This window comes from Actinoplanes sp. NPDC051388, from assembly GCF_055586225.1.
The window spans coordinates 364,740-379,914 of the sequence record NZ_JBVJIP010000004.1 but is presented as its reverse complement, the minus strand read 5'-3'; the positions used below and the strand labels follow the sequence as shown (position 1 = coordinate 379,914).

General features: G+C 69.3%; 13 protein-coding genes. 5 read left to right on the top strand and 8 right to left on the bottom strand.

The features are described from left to right. Positions 1-45 precede the first annotated feature (45 nt). Positions 46-723, bottom strand: coding sequence for a hypothetical protein (locus ACZ6TI_RS13510; protein WP_465345318.1), 678 nt, complete (start codon positions 721-723; stop codon positions 46-48). A gap of 10 nt (positions 724-733) precedes the next feature. On the opposite strand from ACZ6TI_RS13510, the gene ACZ6TI_RS13505 reads away from it, so the two are divergent. From ACZ6TI_RS13505 to ACZ6TI_RS13490, 4 genes are all read left to right on the top strand, one after another. After that, on the top strand, positions 734-2,116 hold the full coding sequence (locus ACZ6TI_RS13505) for an FGGY-family carbohydrate kinase (protein ID WP_465345317.1): 1,383 nt from the start codon (positions 734-736) through the stop codon (positions 2,114-2,116). Next, a complete protein-coding gene (locus ACZ6TI_RS13500) occupies positions 2,113-3,003 on the top strand; it encodes a tagatose-bisphosphate aldolase (protein WP_465345316.1) in 891 nt (296 codons plus the stop codon). Before ACZ6TI_RS13505 ends, ACZ6TI_RS13500 begins: the two co-directional genes overlap by 4 nt. A 99-nt stretch (positions 3,004-3,102) precedes the next feature. Next, on the top strand, positions 3,103-4,080 hold the full coding sequence (locus ACZ6TI_RS13495) for a LacI family DNA-binding transcriptional regulator (protein ID WP_465345454.1): 978 nt from the start codon (positions 3,103-3,105) through the stop codon (positions 4,078-4,080). 92 nt (positions 4,081-4,172) lie between these two features. Further along, positions 4,173-5,048: an expansin EXLX1 family cellulose-binding protein gene (locus ACZ6TI_RS13490; protein ID WP_465345315.1), complete on the top strand. Its 876-nt coding sequence runs from the start codon at positions 4,173-4,175 to the stop codon at positions 5,046-5,048. A gap of 104 nt (positions 5,049-5,152) precedes the next feature. On the opposite strand, the gene ACZ6TI_RS13485 is transcribed toward ACZ6TI_RS13490, so the two are convergent. From ACZ6TI_RS13485 to ACZ6TI_RS13475, 3 genes are all read right to left on the bottom strand, one after another. Next, positions 5,153-6,838 carry an MFS transporter gene (locus ACZ6TI_RS13485; protein ID WP_465345314.1) on the bottom strand — a complete coding sequence of 562 codons (1,686 nt, stop codon included), beginning with the start codon at positions 6,836-6,838 and terminating at the stop codon, positions 5,153-5,155. Positions 6,839-7,107: 269 nt separating this feature from the next. Then, the gene (locus ACZ6TI_RS13480) at positions 7,108-7,575 is read right to left on the bottom strand and encodes a GGDEF domain-containing protein (protein WP_465345313.1); all 468 of its coding nucleotides are present in this window, start codon (positions 7,573-7,575) and stop codon (positions 7,108-7,110) included. A 521-nt stretch (positions 7,576-8,096) separates the two neighbouring features. Next, on the bottom strand, positions 8,097-9,140 hold the full coding sequence (locus tag ACZ6TI_RS13475; protein WP_465345312.1) for a LacI family DNA-binding transcriptional regulator: 1,044 nt from the start codon (positions 9,138-9,140) through the stop codon (positions 8,097-8,099). 197 nt (positions 9,141-9,337) lie between these two features. Here ACZ6TI_RS13475 and ACZ6TI_RS13470 point away from each other — a divergent pair, with 197 nt between their 5' ends. Continuing rightward, positions 9,338-10,489: a sialidase family protein gene (locus ACZ6TI_RS13470; RefSeq protein WP_465345311.1), complete on the top strand. Its 1,152-nt coding sequence runs from the start codon at positions 9,338-9,340 to the stop codon at positions 10,487-10,489. Between the two features lie 26 nt (positions 10,490-10,515). On the opposite strand, the gene ACZ6TI_RS13465 is transcribed toward ACZ6TI_RS13470, so the two are convergent. The 4 genes from ACZ6TI_RS13465 to ACZ6TI_RS13450 are packed head-to-tail and all read right to left on the bottom strand — an operon-like array spanning position 10,516 to position 15,117. Then, complete coding sequence (locus tag ACZ6TI_RS13465) at positions 10,516-11,988, bottom strand: lyase family protein (protein ID WP_465345310.1); 1,473 nt, start codon at positions 11,986-11,988, stop codon at positions 10,516-10,518. Next, positions 11,985-12,827, bottom strand: a complete 843-nt coding sequence (locus ACZ6TI_RS13460; protein ID WP_465345309.1) for a carbohydrate ABC transporter permease — start codon at positions 12,825-12,827, stop codon at positions 11,985-11,987. The genes ACZ6TI_RS13465 and ACZ6TI_RS13460 overlap by 4 nt, the downstream gene beginning before the upstream one ends. After that, a complete protein-coding gene (locus ACZ6TI_RS13455; RefSeq protein ID WP_465345308.1) occupies positions 12,824-13,804 on the bottom strand; it encodes a carbohydrate ABC transporter permease in 981 nt (326 codons plus the stop codon). Before ACZ6TI_RS13455 ends, ACZ6TI_RS13460 begins: the two co-directional genes overlap by 4 nt. Continuing rightward, positions 13,801-15,117 carry an ABC transporter substrate-binding protein gene (locus ACZ6TI_RS13450; RefSeq protein ID WP_465345307.1) on the bottom strand — a complete coding sequence of 439 codons (1,317 nt, stop codon included), beginning with the start codon at positions 15,115-15,117 and terminating at the stop codon, positions 13,801-13,803. The genes ACZ6TI_RS13455 and ACZ6TI_RS13450 overlap by 4 nt, the downstream gene beginning before the upstream one ends. Between the last annotated feature and the right edge of the window lie 58 nt (positions 15,118-15,175).

Genomic DNA, 15,175 nt, shown 5'->3' with positions numbered 1-15,175 from the left:
CCGCGCCCACAGCGGACAGGGGTTGCTGCCAGGTCAAGGGCATCGTCAGCGCGGACGCTGAGGATCAAGAACGCTCGGTCCGAGGGCGGCGAGCACGCGGGAAACCTGCTGGTCGGTGGGGAGTGCGGCGTCGATCGTGATGACCGGTACGCCCGGGAGCGGCGCCGCCGACTCCGGAATGCGGTGCCGGTCTCGAGGCTCGCCGCGTCCCGCGCGCCGTGCGGCGAACAGGCCGGCGTCGCCGGCGATGTGGACCATCCGGAGATCCGCCGCGCCGACCGCCTCGCGAAGCAGATCCCAGTCCTCGCCCCCGCGCAGTTCGGCGGTGAACGGGGCGACCAGGACGGCCTGTCCCGCCGTGCCAACGGCGTCGCGCGCCACGCCACGCAGTGCGGCGTACCGGCCGTCGCGGATCGCCGCGCGATGCGGTGACGCCAGCCAATGACCGCCGAGGACAGCTTCCGGAAGCCGGTCGAGCAGGGGATTCGTCACGGAGTCCAGGTCGAGCAGCGGTGCGCGCAGGGTTGTCGCGATCGCCCGGCCGAGCGTGGACTTGCCGCTGCCGGCGACGCCTGCGACCGCCACCACGACGGCTCCGGCGGACCGGCGACCCACTGAGAACTGCCAATTCATGAGACCCATGTTACCGGTGACAAGGCTTTCCATGACACCGGTGACATGGATACGGTTGTCACCGATGACATGGCGATCCGACAACGGCAAGGAGACTCACGTGGCAGACCCCGCCGGCGCGTCGGCGCCTCTGGTCGCCGGCATCGATCTGGGCAGCACCGGCATGAAGATGCTCGTTACCGACGTGGCCGGGAACGAGGTCGCCGCCGCACAGGTGCCGACGCCCTGGCGTTCCGGTCCGGGCGGCACCACCGAGATGGACGCCGCCGCACTCCACTCCGCCGTCGGTTCACTGCTCCATCAGGCCGCCCGCCGGGTGTCCGAGACGACTGAGGCGCCGATCGAGGCGATCGCGTTCTCCGGCATGGCCGAGACCGGAATGCTGATCGACGCCCACGGCACCGCCGTCGCTCCGGCGTTCGCCTGGTTCGACCCGCGTGGCGCCGAGCAGGCGGCGGCTTTCCCCGCCGGGATCCGTGCCGAGTTCGCCGGCCGCACCGGGCTTCCGCTGGGCGCGCAGGTGAGCGTGGCGAAGCTGGCATACCTGCGGGACCAGGGCCGATCCCTGTCCGGCCTGCGCTGGCTCAACCTGCCGGAGTTCGTCGCGGCGTCGCTGGGCGGCCGGACAGCGGCCGAGTACTCGCTGACCTCACGAACGGGCCTGATCGACCAGGACACCGGCCGGCCGTGGATCGAGATGCTGCACGTCCTCGGCGTCGGCGAATCGTTCCTGCCGCCGCTCGTGGACGCGGGCAGCCCGTTCGGCGAGGCCTCCGGCGAGACCGTCCCGGCGAACCTGACCGGTGCCCACCTGACCGTTGCCGGGCACGACCACCTCGTCGCCGCCGAAGCGACCGGCGAGTTGCCCGCCGACCACTACCACGTGTCGATGGGCACCGCCGAGGTCCTGCTGCGTGTGATCGACGCCCCGATGAGCGTCGAGGCGCGGTGCCGGCTCGCGGACCACCTGATCAACGAGGTCCGGCACATCGTTCCCGGCAAGCATGTGCTCGTCGCCGGGGTCAAGTCCGGCCTGCTCCTGCGGCGGGCCCTGCAGGCCGCGGGCATCCACGACCGGGTCGGCCGCGACGGCCTCGACACGGAGATCATGACCCTGCCGTACGAAGGGGCACTGCCGCCCGACGCGATCGAGGTGTCCGGAGCGCGTAACGACGACGGCGTACTCGCGCTGACCGTCCGCAGCGACGGCGCCGGTCCGGCCGAGGTTTTCGGCGCCGTCCTGCGGCACAGCAACGATGAGATCCGCCTGCTGATCCAGGCGATGGACCGGGAACTGCCACCGGCGGCCACCTCGACACTCACCGGCGGCTGGGCCGGCATGGCCGCGGTGCAGCGGGCCCGGGCCCGGGTGCTGCCGGCGATGTCGGTGTCGGACCGCGAACAAGAGACCGCGTACGGCGCCACCCGAGCCGCCGTCCGATTGCTGAGCACCATCCCTGCGAAGATTGGAAGCGCACTGTGAACCCGCTCACCACCATCGAACGGCGCGGCATGGCCGCGATCTCCACGCCCGGCGGGCGGATGCTCATCGTCGCCGCGGACCAGCGCAACGGCATGAAGGCAGCGATGAAGGACGCCCCGGACGGGCCCGACTCGATCAGCACCTCCGAGCTCGCCGAGGCCAAGGCCGACCTGCTGCGCTACCTGGCGAACAACGCGCCGGCGATCCTGCTCGACCCGGAGGTCGCGCTCCCCGCCGTGGTCGATGACGGGGTGCTGGCCCGGGGCACCTCGCTGGTGGTCGGCATGGACGCCTCCGGATTCGAGACCGAGGACGGCCTGCGCTACACCCGCATCGTGCCCGGCGTGAACGCGCGTCGCGTCCGCGAGCTGGGCGGCGACGCGGCGAAGATGCTGTGGTATCTGCGCCCGGACCTGCAGGACGCGAACTCGCGCGTCGCCGCGGAGATGCGCGAGCAGATTCAGGCCTGCGCCGACGAGGGCGTGCTGCTGATCGTGGAGATCCTCACCTATCGCGTCGCGGGGGAGACCGAGGAGGAGTACGCGGCGGCGTTCTCCGGCCTGGTGGCCGGCGGCGCGAAGCTGGCCGTCGAGTGCGGTGCGAAGGTGCTGAAGCTGCAGTACCCCGGTTCGGCCGAGGGTTGCGCAGCGGTTACCGGCGCCGCGGACGGCGCGCCCTGGGCGGTTCTCTCGGCCGGGGTCGACCACGAGACGTTCCTCGGGCAGGTGGCGACCGCGATGGCCAACGGCGCTGCCGGCGCGATGGCCGGCCGGTCGCTCTGGAAGGACAGCCTCTCGGTGTCCACGGACCTGCGCAAGGACTACCTGACCAAGCGCGCCTTGCCGCGCCTGTACGAGCTCGCGGACGTCGTGGACGGGCGCAACTGACGACACGGTCCACGTGGTGGGCCGGCCGTCGCAGCAGTTCCGTTATGCTGCGGCGGCGCTGACAACGGGCAGGCGGGGACGGAGGCGGCCGTGGCGACGATGCGTGAAGTCGCCGCCCTGGCCGGGGTGAGCGCGAAGACGGTGTCGCGGGTGTTCAACGGCGATCCGCACGTGCTCCCCGAAACCCGGTCCCGTGTCGAAGAGACCATGCGGGAGCTCAACTACGTCCCGAACATCATGGCCACCACGTTCCGCTCTGGGCGTTCGTCGGCCATCGGCGTCGCCGTGCCGGACATCGTCGACCCCTACTTCGCCGCCATCGCCCGCGCCGTCGACGATGTCGCCCGCCGGCGTGGCGTCGCCACCCTGCTCACCAACCTGGGCGACGACCCCGACCGGGAACGCGACGTCCTCGAGTCCTTGCTGAGCCGCAGGCTCGCGGGCCTGGTCGTCGCTCCGATCGGCACCGATCACTCATGGCTGAAGCGATGGCAGGAGAGCACCCCCGTCGTCTTCGTCGACCGGGCGCCGATCGGTCTCACTGCGGACTCGTTCGCCGACGACGACGAGGCCGGCGGCTATTTGGCCGCTCACCATCTGATCGAGCACGGGCATCGCGGGGTGGCGTACATCGGCGACATGATGCACCTGTCCACCGAGGTCAATCGCCTGGCCGGATATCGCCGTGCGCTTGCCGAAGCCGGCATCCAACCCGACGACGAGCTGGTCGCGGCGCACGTCAGCGACCGCCGATCCACCGAAGCCGCCGTTGCGCGGCTGATGGCCCTGCCGAGCCGGCCGACCGCCGTCGTCTCGTCCAACGCGCGCACCTCGATGCTGCTGGTCCACGCCCTGCCCGAAAGTGAACTGGCTGTCGTCGGCTTCGGTGACTTCCCGATGGCAGACCTGCTGCGCCCCGCGCTGACCGTGATCGACCAGGATCCCGATCAGATAGGTCACTTCGCCGCCCAACGGGTATTCGACCGGGCCGATCACCCGAGGCGCCGGCTGAAGCGGACCAACATCCTCGGCGTCGCCTTGATCGAACGCGAATCATGCAAGATCGCTCAGCGATAACTGTCCCGGGTGGGTGACGAGGTGACCGTCGCGCCTTAGGTCCCTCTTAAGTTCATTGCTCCCGAGGTGCGCGCACCGAAAGATCGGTCGGCGTGACCGCACACCGCCTGTTCTCCCCACGCTGGCTCACCACCGGCGGCGCCATCGTCCTGGCCGGTGTCGTCGGCGTGGCGATCCTGCTCAACCAGGGCGATCCGGCGTGCGCCGCGGCCGGGGCCAAGGCCTCCTTCTTCGAGCTGGGCAGCGGCACCGGCCACTGTTCGTTTCCCCAGCCGCCGGCCGACGACCTGTTCGTGGCGGTGGGCCACGGGGTCTACGGCAACGCCGAGCCGTGCGGCAGCTACCTCGACGTCAAGGGTCCGAAGGGGAAGGTGCGGGTCAAGGTGATCGACTCGTGTCCCGAGTGCGCCGACAACCACCTCGACCTGAGCCGGACCGCGTTCAAGAGGATCGCGAACGAGGTCGACGGGGTCGCCCCGATCTCGTTCACGAAGGTGCGATCGCCGACGGTGCCCGGGTCGATCTCGGTGCGGATCAAGGCGGGCGCGTCGCGGTACTGGTTCGCCGCGCTGATCGACAACCACGCCAACCCGCTGGCCTCGGTCAAGGTGTCGAACCGCGGCGGCGCCTTCACGTCCGCCCAGCGCGCCGACTACAACTACTGGATCATCGACGACGGCGCGGGGTCGGGCCCGTTCAAGATCAAAGTCACTGATGTGTACGGGAAGACGAGCACCCTCTCCGGCATCAAGATGAAGCCGGGCATCACCCAGAACGCCGGCGGCGCGGTGACCAGCACCCAGGCGGCTTCGGAGAAGAAGCCGGTCGTGAAGAAGAAGGCCCCGAAGAAGTCTCCGTCGCCCTCTCCGTCGACATCTGCGCCCGCCCTGGAGCCGGTGACCGCGACCGCCACCTCCGCGCCGCCGCCCCCAGCGCCCGCCCTCGCGGCCAAGTCCTGCGGCAGCTAGAGACACATCTTTTTCGGGGTGGGGCCGAGCGGTCCGCCACGACCGCCCGACAGGCCACCGCCAGCGCGACAAGTTTTGGCACGGTACACGCAGGTTCGTGTTGATCAGCTCATTGAGCCGCCGACCTGGTGCAGCTCAGCACCCTCGGCTGGAGTGAAGGACACCATCAGGACCCGATCGGCCTGGAGATAGATGGACAGATCGGCCGCGACGTTGCGCATGTCCGCCGCCCGCGTGACAGCGATCGCGAGAGTGCCGGCGTCGACGTATTCGCCGAGCATGAGGGCGTCTCGCCCGAGCTTGGCGGAGTCCTGGCCGACGCGGACGGCCACCACGCTGTGCCGGGGCAGCCGGCCGCGCAGTCCGGCCGCCATCGCGTTTGCGCTGACCCGGGATTTCACTTCGGCGGCGCCGTAGACAACGAGTAGTTCATCGTTGGTGGCCAGGTCGGCCAGGCGCGCTACTACCGCGGGCCCGCCGAGACGGGTTTCGGGCTCACCGACGACCGCGATCGTCATCGCCGTCGGACCGGCCTCGGGTTCGGACCGCATCGCGAGCCCGAGCCCGACGGACAGGCCGTGAGTGCCGACGTACAGCGCCGCCGCCGATAGCAGGACCGCGAGCAGGATCCAGGCCCCGGCGTACGAACGGGTCAGACCGGCGGCACCCGCCATCAGAGCCGGTGGCACCAGCGCACCGAGCGCCCCCACCGAGCCGGTCACCCCCATCACCGCACCGGCACCGCGCGGTCCTGCGGCCTTGGCAATCAAGGCCAGCAGGGCGCCGCTGGCGATTCCGTCGCAGACGGCGATCCCGGCGATCACCGGTGCCGTCAACCACCACACCGGCGGTATGAGCGCACCGACCAGGCACAACGCCGCGGCGACGCCGTAGCAGACAAACACCAGCCGAGCGGTGGGCCGCCGGTCGGTCCACCACCCACCGGCCAGCCGGCCCGTCGATGCCAGGCCGACCACCACCGCGGTGACGGCCAGGGCGTGGAACCACTCGATGCCGACGGAGATGGTCAGAAAGAGGGGCAGGTACACCGCGACCGACACGATCCCGCCGAGAGCGAGAAGATAGAGCAACGACAACGATGTGGACGAGGCGAGCCGGACCATCGCCGCGCATTGACGTACCAGGGATCCGCGGTGACCAGGCGGGACCGGATCCCGGAGCACCACCGCGGCCAGACCGGCATAGCCGGCCAAAATTCCGGCGAGTACGAATGCGGCTTGCCGCCCCTCGGGGTCGAATCCCCAGGACACACCCGAGACCCCGGCGGCGACCACCACGCCGAGACCGAACAGCCCCAGACTGAGGCCGCGCCGGCCGTAGGGCAGGGTCCGCGACACGAGGGCGGCGCCCACGACGAACGCGGCCCCGGCGACTCCGGTCATGGCACCGGCCACCGCCACCGCCGGGAGCGAGCCGGACAATCCCAAGGCGGCAACCGACACCGCCGACGCGAGGCTGACGGCGGGCATCATCACCCGTGCGCCGTAGCGATCGGTCAGCACGCCCACCGGAAGTCGCACCAGCGCCGCAACCAGCAGCGGCAATCCGATCAGGACCGCGTATCGCCCGGGACCGACGTCGAACCGTTCGTGCAGGTGCGGTCCGATCAAGACCGAGGCCCGCAGGTTCAGCCCGAGCCCGAGCGTGGCCACGATCAGCGTGGTCGCCGTCCGCGGCGACCGCGAAGGTGGAACCGGCAATCCCTGAAAGGTCATCGTCGCGCCCCGATCCGGCTCGTCGGCACCGCACCCACCCAGGACGGCTCCCACCAGCCTCTCGCTCCTCGACCGGCTCCACCATCCCTTCAGAAACACTTTCACAAACCCGGGACGGCCCGGCGGACCCACGGTGCGGACCAGCCGGATGGATCACTCAGGGCGGCTCGGTCCAGGTCGTGGTGAGCAGCGAGTAGTTCGGCGGCGCGGGCATGATCCGTCCGTCCGGCTCGCTGCCAAGCGTCCGCGGCCTCGAGCAGGATCTCGGCGCGCTCGTAGGCGTCGGCGCTGGCTTGGAGTTCGATCCGGCCGGGGCGCCCGGTTCAGCGCCGCGCGGCCGCCTTCTCCGTGTACATCGCCCGGTCGGCGGTGGCGGTGAGCTCCTCGAGCGAGGCGTCTTCGCCCGGTTCGCGGTAAGCCGCGCCGATGCTCACGCCCACCGTCAGGTCGTGGCCGCTGACCTCGACCGGCTTGGTGATCTCCGCGCGCATCCGCTGGATCGCCGGGGCGGCCTGCTGCGGGTCCGTGTCGGGAAGCAGCACCTGGAACTCGTCACCGCCGACTCGCCCCGCCAGGTCGCCTTCCCGGATGGCGGCACGCATGCGGTGGGCTGTGGCGCGCAGCAACTCGTCGCCCGCGGCGTGGCCCCATACGTCGTTGACCTGTTTGAAGCCGTTGAGGTCGAGGACGAGTACCGCGACGGCTCTGCCGTCGTACTTATCGGCGAACCGGGCGAGCTGTGTCCGGTTGGGCAGATCGGTGAGGGCGTCGTGGCCGGCCTGGTGCTCCAAGGCCCCCAGGCGACCAAGGCGCCGGCAAGCCGGAACCGGAGCGCGGCGGCCACGATCGGCACGATCAGCGCGGGCCACACGGTGATCTCGGTGTAGAAGCTCAGGCCGCCGGCGAAGGCGCACATGACGATCAGGTCGGCGGCGACCTGTACGACGCTGCGCGGCGCATAGCCGTGTCCGGACGGGCTGCGGAAATTCATCACGCCCAGCACCTGGGCGATCGCCATCACCGCCGCCATGCCCAGGCAGGTGAGCTTCAGCGCGGGTGGCATGCCGTCCGAGAAGAAGTCCAGGAGACCGGCCAGCAGCAGTGCCGTCAGGACGATGCCGCACCCGCGCATCGCCAGCTGACCCGCCTCGACCGCGCGGCGGTGCCGAGCCATGGACGCATGGGTGGCGGCGGTCACACTCGCTTCATCGGCATTCCGCGAACCGTCCTGAGCGTTCAGTGTGCCGGGTGTCCGGCCGGCGGCGCCGCGGTGAAGGCGGTGCCGCCGGTGGTGGGAGAACCCTCGGGTTGCTCATGTTTGTTGCGATTCCGGTGCGTGCTCGCGGCCCAGTGTGCTCTCCCTCGCCAGCAGGGTGTGAGTGGCGCGGACCTCCATGGGCGGCGAGGGCGTGCCGTCGTCGATGAGGGCGACCAGTTTCTGCACGGCGAGGGTGGCGATCTGTTGCTTGTCCGGGGCGATGGTGCTCAGGCTGGGGGTGCTGAACTGGCCCTCCTCGATGCCGTCGATGCCGATGACGGCGATGTCGTCGGGGACGCGGATGCCGGCGGTCAGCAAAGCTCGGATCGCGCCGATGGCGAGCAGGTCGTTGTAGCAGAAGATGGCGTCCGGTGGCTGTGGCAGGGCGAGCAGGTCGAGCGCGGCGGCGGCGCCGAGGCGGCGGTGGAAACGGGCGGTGGGACGGACGATTTCCGGGTCGTAGGGTAGGCCGGCCCGTTGCAACGCCTGGCGATATCCGGCCGTACGGAGCTGGGCGGTGTCGCCGTTGCGATAGGGCTGGTCGCCGATGGTGGCGATCCGGGTTCGCCCCAGGCCGATCAGGTGCTCGGTCGCTTCCCGCGCGGCGGCGACGTTGTCGATGGCGACATGGGAGAAGCTGCCGTCGAACACGTGCTCGCCGAGCAGCACGATCGGGGCTCGGTTGCCGCGCGCGCGGAGGTCCTGGGCCTCGAGCGTCAGCGGGCTGAGGATCAAGCCGTCGAAGAGTGCCGGACCGGTTCTCCCGGTGAGCAGCTCGCGTTCGCGCTCCGGATCGGCGTCGGTCTGGTCCAGCATGACCATGTAACCAGAGTGCCGGGCGGTGGCTATCACCGCGCGGGCGAGTTCGGCGAAGTACGGCACGTCGAGCTCCGGGACGACCAGGCACAGGATGCCGCTGCGGCCCTTCTTCAGGTTGCGGGCGATGAGATTGGGCCGGTAGTCGAGCTCGGAGAGTGCTTGCTCGACGCGTGACCTCAGCGACTCGGACACCGGAGCGTAGCCGTTGACCACGTTGGACACGGTACGGATCGACACCTTCGCCCGGGCCGCCACGTCGCGGAGCGTGGCGTCACGCATGCCTGTTCCTCTCGATCGGTGCGGACAGCGTACGACCGGTTGCCGCACCCTGCGGAGTTCGTCGACGCGTCACCCTCTGAGCGGTCTATGCATCGACGGCAAAGAGCATGTTCAACGGCTTGCAACGATGGCAAAGTCGGGGCATGGTGAGGTATCGACATTCGCCTATGCGATCGAGGAACTGTGTGAGGAGAGAGATGACCGGCAGATCAACGGCGCGCGGATGGACCCGGGCCTTCGTCGCGGTCGCGGTGGTCGCGGCCTGCCTCGTGTTCCCGCGAGCTTTCAACGCGCTCGCCAGCACTCCGACCGACCGGATCGCCTGGGACACCGGAAGCCGCCGGTTCGTCACCACCGGGGTCTATGCGCGGGTGAAGCGCGTCAACGGCGGTGACCTGGTGATGGTCTACAGCGACGGCGCGGGCGTCAAGCTGCGGCGCAGCCGCAACAACGGCTTCACCTGGGGCGCTCCGACGAACGTCGCGCAACGGAGCCGATACAACTACACCAACGCCGAGCTGACCCAGCTCGCCAACGGCTGGCTCCTCTACCAGTGGAACGGGCGCCCGGTCGCGGACGGCGGCGCGGAGCGCTACGTGATCATGTCGAAGATCAGCCGCGACGGTGGCAATACCTGGTCGGACGAGCGGACCGTGTACACCGGGGACAATGTGTTCAGCAACGGTGTCTGGGAGCCGGCCGCGATGCAGCTGCCGTCCGGGGAGATTCAGCTGTTCTTCGCCAATGAGAGCCCGTACCGGTCGTCGGACGAGCAGGAGATCACCCTCGTGCGGTCGTTCGACAACGGCTCGAGTTGGGTGAACCCGAGACGGGTCTCGTTCCGGGCCGGCCACCGTGACGGCATGCCCGTGCCGGTGCGGCTGGCGAACAACGCCGGACTGGCCCTCGTGATCGAGGATGACGGTCTCAACGGCGCGTTCAAGCCGGCCGTGGTCTGGTCGTCCACGGCGGACAACTGGAACCGGGGGACCGCCGGCCGCTGGTCCGCTCTCCGGTCCGACCAGCAGCTTCCCGCCGCCGTCTACGCCGGAGCGCCGTATGTGCAGCAGATGCCGACCGGAGAGACGGTGCTGTCGGTGCAGTCCACCGAGGGCCGGGCGCAGAACAACCTCGACGTCGCGAACATGCAGGTGTACGTCGGCGACGGCAATGCGAGAAACTTCGCGAACCGGTCGACGCCGTTTCCGGATATGCCGCCCGCCGGGCACGCGCTGTGGAACTCGGTGGCGGTGCTGGACGCCGACACCGTGCTCGCCGTGAGCTCCGTCGCCGGCCTCGGCAGCAACGGTGTCTGGACCGTCCGCGGCCGCCTCGTCAGGGGCGGCTAGCCGACAGCTCCTGACCTTTGGTGAGGTCATCTCGCTTCCGCGACGAGTGCGGCGGCGTCGCTGAGCAGCCGGGCGCGGGCATGCGCCACAGAGTCCGTCAGGGAGCGCACGGTGCGTCGCTGATGCTGCAGGTCCGTGGCAGCCATGGCAGCCAGCTCGCTGCGCTCTTTGGAGGAGGTGCCGCCGGCGCTCGTTCGGCTCTCCACGAAGCCGCGTGCGTCCAGCAGGTTCGTCAACTGCCTGGCCGAGTACGGGTGCAGCCCTCCGTCGACGTGCTCCGGCCGGATGTCGCCGTCGTTCTCCTGTGCGGTGATGAACCGGGCCACGGCGTCGTGCGCCTGCCGATAGCTCAGGTTCCGGGTTTGGACCAGGTCGTCGGCGAGCGCGCTGGAGGTCGACCAGTGCCGCCCGGCCGAGGCGGCGAGCCGATCGACGTCGATCTCCATCGTGGCGACCGCTTCGCGCAGCAACGCGATGGCGCCGGCGGTTTCCCGGCAGTAGCCGGGCAACCGGTTGTGCACGTATCCCTGGTCCGCGTCGGTGGAGGTGCCGAAGTGCAGCAGCCCCAGTTGGCTGGCACCCCAGCCGGCGGCGTCGCCGGCCAGCGCGCGGATTCGTTCCAGGGCGATGGGGTTGCGTTTCTGCGGCATCATGCTCGATGTGCCGCAAAGGGACGGGTGCAGCCGGACCATCGCGACCTCCGAGGAGGACCAGTAATACAGGTCCGACGCGCACCGGCTGGCCCCGGAGAGGGTCAGTCCGAGCGCTCCGGCAAGTTCGGCGCCCACGTCGATGGCCGACATGCCGGCATCTCTGGCGTTTCGCACCGGGCGGTCGAACCCCAGGTACGCCGCTGTGAGATCGCGGTCGATCGGCCACCGGGTGCCGCTGTGCGCGGCGCCGCCCAAGGAGCACTCGTTGAGCCGCTCATATCCCTGGATCAGCCGTCGCAGGTTGCGTGACGTGGACCAGTAGTGGGCGTTGAAGTAGTGCCCGAGGGTGGTGGGCTGGGCGTGCTGGAGGTGGGTGTAGCCCGGGATGAGCACGCTGTCGTGCTCGTCGGCCGCTTCGAGCAGCGTCTCCGCGAGCCGCACCAGTTCGGCGAGCACCACCAGTGTTCCGGCTCGGTCGGCCATCCGCAGGCCGGTGGCATTCTGGTCGATCCGGCTTCGGGCTCGTTGGATGTCGAGTCCGCCGGGGCCGCACTGTTGCTCCAGGTAGCGCTCGATGTGCAGGGTGATGGTGCCGATCTCCGGATCATTGCCGAGCAGCTGCGCGGCGTCTCCCGCCAGGAGCGCGAGCAACGCGGCGACGATCGCGCGGCCCTGCTCCCGGTCGAAGATGTGTTGCCGGGTGAGCATGAGGGCATGGGCCAGGTCGATCAGGACGAAGGTCTCGGCCTCGCGCAGTTCGTCGGCGAGTTCGACGGCGTTGACGTGCTGGACGAGCAGCGGTGCCGGGGGCACCGACAGTCTGCCGTCGGTGAGCCGAGCCGTCATTTGACCGCTCCCGCGGTCAGGCCCGAGGTGATGTGTCGTTGCAGCAGCAGGAAGGCGATCACGATGGGTGCGGAGACGACCAGGGAGGCGGCCATGACCTGGTTCCAGTACACGTTCGCCTCGCTGGCGTAGGACTGTAGACCGATCGAGACGGTGCGGGTCTGCTCGCTGGTGAGTACGGATGCGAAGAGCACCTCGCCCCAGGCGAGCATGAACGAGAAGATCGAGACCGCCACGATCACCGGCCGGGCCGCCGGGAGCAGGACGCTGACCAGGAGGCGGACCGGGCCGCACCCGTCCACCTTCGCGGCGTCGTCCAGTTCACGCGGGATGGTCTCGAAGTAGCTCACGAGCATCCAGATCGCGTAGGGCAGGGCGAAGGTCAGGTAGGTGATCACCAGGCCGGTGCGGCTGCCGACCAGCGCGATGCCGGTCGCCCGGTCCACCATCACGAAGAGCAGGAACAGCGGCAGCAGGAACAACACGCCGGGAAACATCTGGGTGGACAGGACCGCGAGCCGGAACGGCTCCCGGCCGCGGAACCGCCAGCGGCTGACGGCGTACGCCGCCATGATCGCGACCGAGACGGACAGCACGGTGGCGGCGCCGGCCACCACGACGGAGTTGGCGAAGTATCGGGCGAGCGGGACGGTCGACCACATCTCGACGAACGGGCGCAGCGTGGGCTCGGTGGGGATCCAGCGAAAGGCGCTCTGCACCTGGCTCAGTGGCTTGATGGCGGTGCTCACCATGACCACCAGCGGCGCGCCGACGAAGACCGTCAGCGCCACCAGCGTGGTGTGGCGAAAGATCCGGTAACCCGCTGTTTCCCGCATCATGAGCGCCTCCGGGTGATGGCAAGATAGCCGGCGGTCATCAGCATGAGGAACACCAGGAGCAGGACGCTCATCGCGGACCCCAGCCCGAAATTGAAGGTCTGGAACGAGTTCTGATAGATCTCGACGCTGATCAGACGAGCCTGTTCCGGCGCGCTCCCGCCGAACAGCACGTACGGCGTCTCGAAATCGCGGAACGTGCGCAGGGCCAGCACCAGGATCAGCACCTGGTTCACCGGCGCGATCATCGGCAGCGTGATGCTGCGCAGCTGCCGCCAAGGGCCGGCACCGTCCATACCGGACGCCTCGTAGACGTCCTCCGGAACCGACTGCAGCGCAGCCATGATCATGAGGAACGCGAACGGCCACTCGCGCCAGATCGTCACCACGCACAGCGACCAGAACGAGTTCGGCCCGATGAGGTAGAACGCGTTGCCGTCCAACAGCCCCAACTGATCCACCAGTACGTGGTTGAGCATCCCGTTGTCGCGTTGCAGCAGGAAACGCCAGGTGATGACGGCCGCGAAGACCGGCAGGGCGTACGGGACGAGGAAGAGCGTGCGCAGCGTGCCGCGCCCGATCCGCACCCGTTGCAGGGAGATCGCGCCGGCCACCCCGAGGCTCCAGGAGAGCGTGACGACGATCAGCGTGAAGGCGGCGGTGATGAGGAAGGAGCGCAGAAGCGACGCCCCGGTCGGCTGGTGCACGTCGAGGACCACCCGGTAGTTGGCCAGGCCGGCCCACGGCGCGTCCCACCACCGACCGAGTTGGTACTGAGTGAGTTTGAGCGTGCTCATCACGACTCCAGCGATGATCGGTCCGAAGTGGATGAACAGCTCCAGGGCGAGAGCCGGAAGCAGGAACAGATAGGGCGTACGCCATCGGCTGTTTCGAGGTTTCCGCCCCGCCGGCCGGTGGGGCGCGCCGGACCGCACGGGCACGGTCGCGTCCCTCCGGGTCTGATCGGTCGATGCCCTCATCCGCCCGCGCTCACCTTGCCCGCGGCGGCCCGCAACGCGGCGCTGATCTGCGCTGCTCCGGGCTGCTTGCCCGTTGCCGTGTCCGCGAGCCAGGCCACGACGTCCTTGCCGATCAGCGTTTCGAACTGCGTCTCCTGCGGCACTCTCGGCATCGGTACGGCTCGGCCGGCGATGGTGTCCCGGGCGATCTTCACCTCGGGCGTTTCGAACGCGGGACCGGTGGCGTCCTTGACCGGCGGGACGGTCCCGAACGCGGTATTGAGCGCGACCTGTTCCGGCGCGCTGGTCAGGAACTTGACCAGCTCGATCGCGCCCTTCTGGTTGCCTGTCGAGGCGAAGACGGCGATGTTCGTGCCGCCCACGAAGGAGCCGACGTCTCTGCCGCCCGCGACGGTGCTGGCCGGCATCGCGGCCACTCCGTAGTCGTCGGCGGTGAGCTTGTAGTCCTCCAGGGTTCTGCCCAGCGTCTGGACGAGCATCATCGCGGTCTTGTCATTGGCGAACGACTCGTAGACGTCGGCCCAGTCGGCGTTCTCCGCGTCCGACGGGTTCACGATCTTGTCGGTGCCCATCCAGGAGAGGTATTGCTGGATGCCGGCCACGGCGGCGGGCGAGTCGAATGTCGGCTTGCCGGCCGAGAAGTACTCGGCGCCCTGGGCGGAGCCGAGGATGTAGGCGTAGTGCAGCGCGACGGTGGCCGCCTGTCCCCGCAGGGCCAGACCCCACTGATCGGGGGTGCCGTCGCCGTTGGTGTCCCGCGTGAGCTTCTTGGCGTCGGTGACGAACTCGTCCCAGGTCCTCGGGGGTTGGCTGATGCCCGCCGCGGAGAAGAGCTTCTTGTTGTAGTACAGCTGGTAGACCTTGTTGTACAGCGGCACCGCCGCGGGGGTCTGACCCTCCGCTCCGGTGGTCTGCAGCGCGGCCGGCTCAAACCGACCGGCTCCGCCGATGGCGTCCAGCTTCGCGCTGTCCCAGGGCATCAGCGCGCCGGTGGACTGCAGCGACGTCGACCAGGTGTTGCCGATGTTGAGCACGTCGGGGCCCTGGCCGCTGGTGGTCGCGGTCAAGATCTTGTTGAGCAGGTCGGTGAAGGGGATGACCTCGAGCTTCACCTGGATGCCCGTCTGGGCGGTGAATCTGCTCAGCTCCGGCGTCAGGATCTCCTTGTCCCGCTGGACGCTCGGGGACTGCTGGGAAGCCCAGTACGTCAGGACCTTCGGATCGGCTTCGGAACCGCCCCCGCAAGCGGCGCCGGCCAGCACCACGACGCCGGCGACCAAGGCACCCAGCGACGCTCTCCACGATCTCCGCATGACGTCTCCCACCTCTATGTAATCGATAACATTTCCAGCGAGTGTCAGACATGCCGCA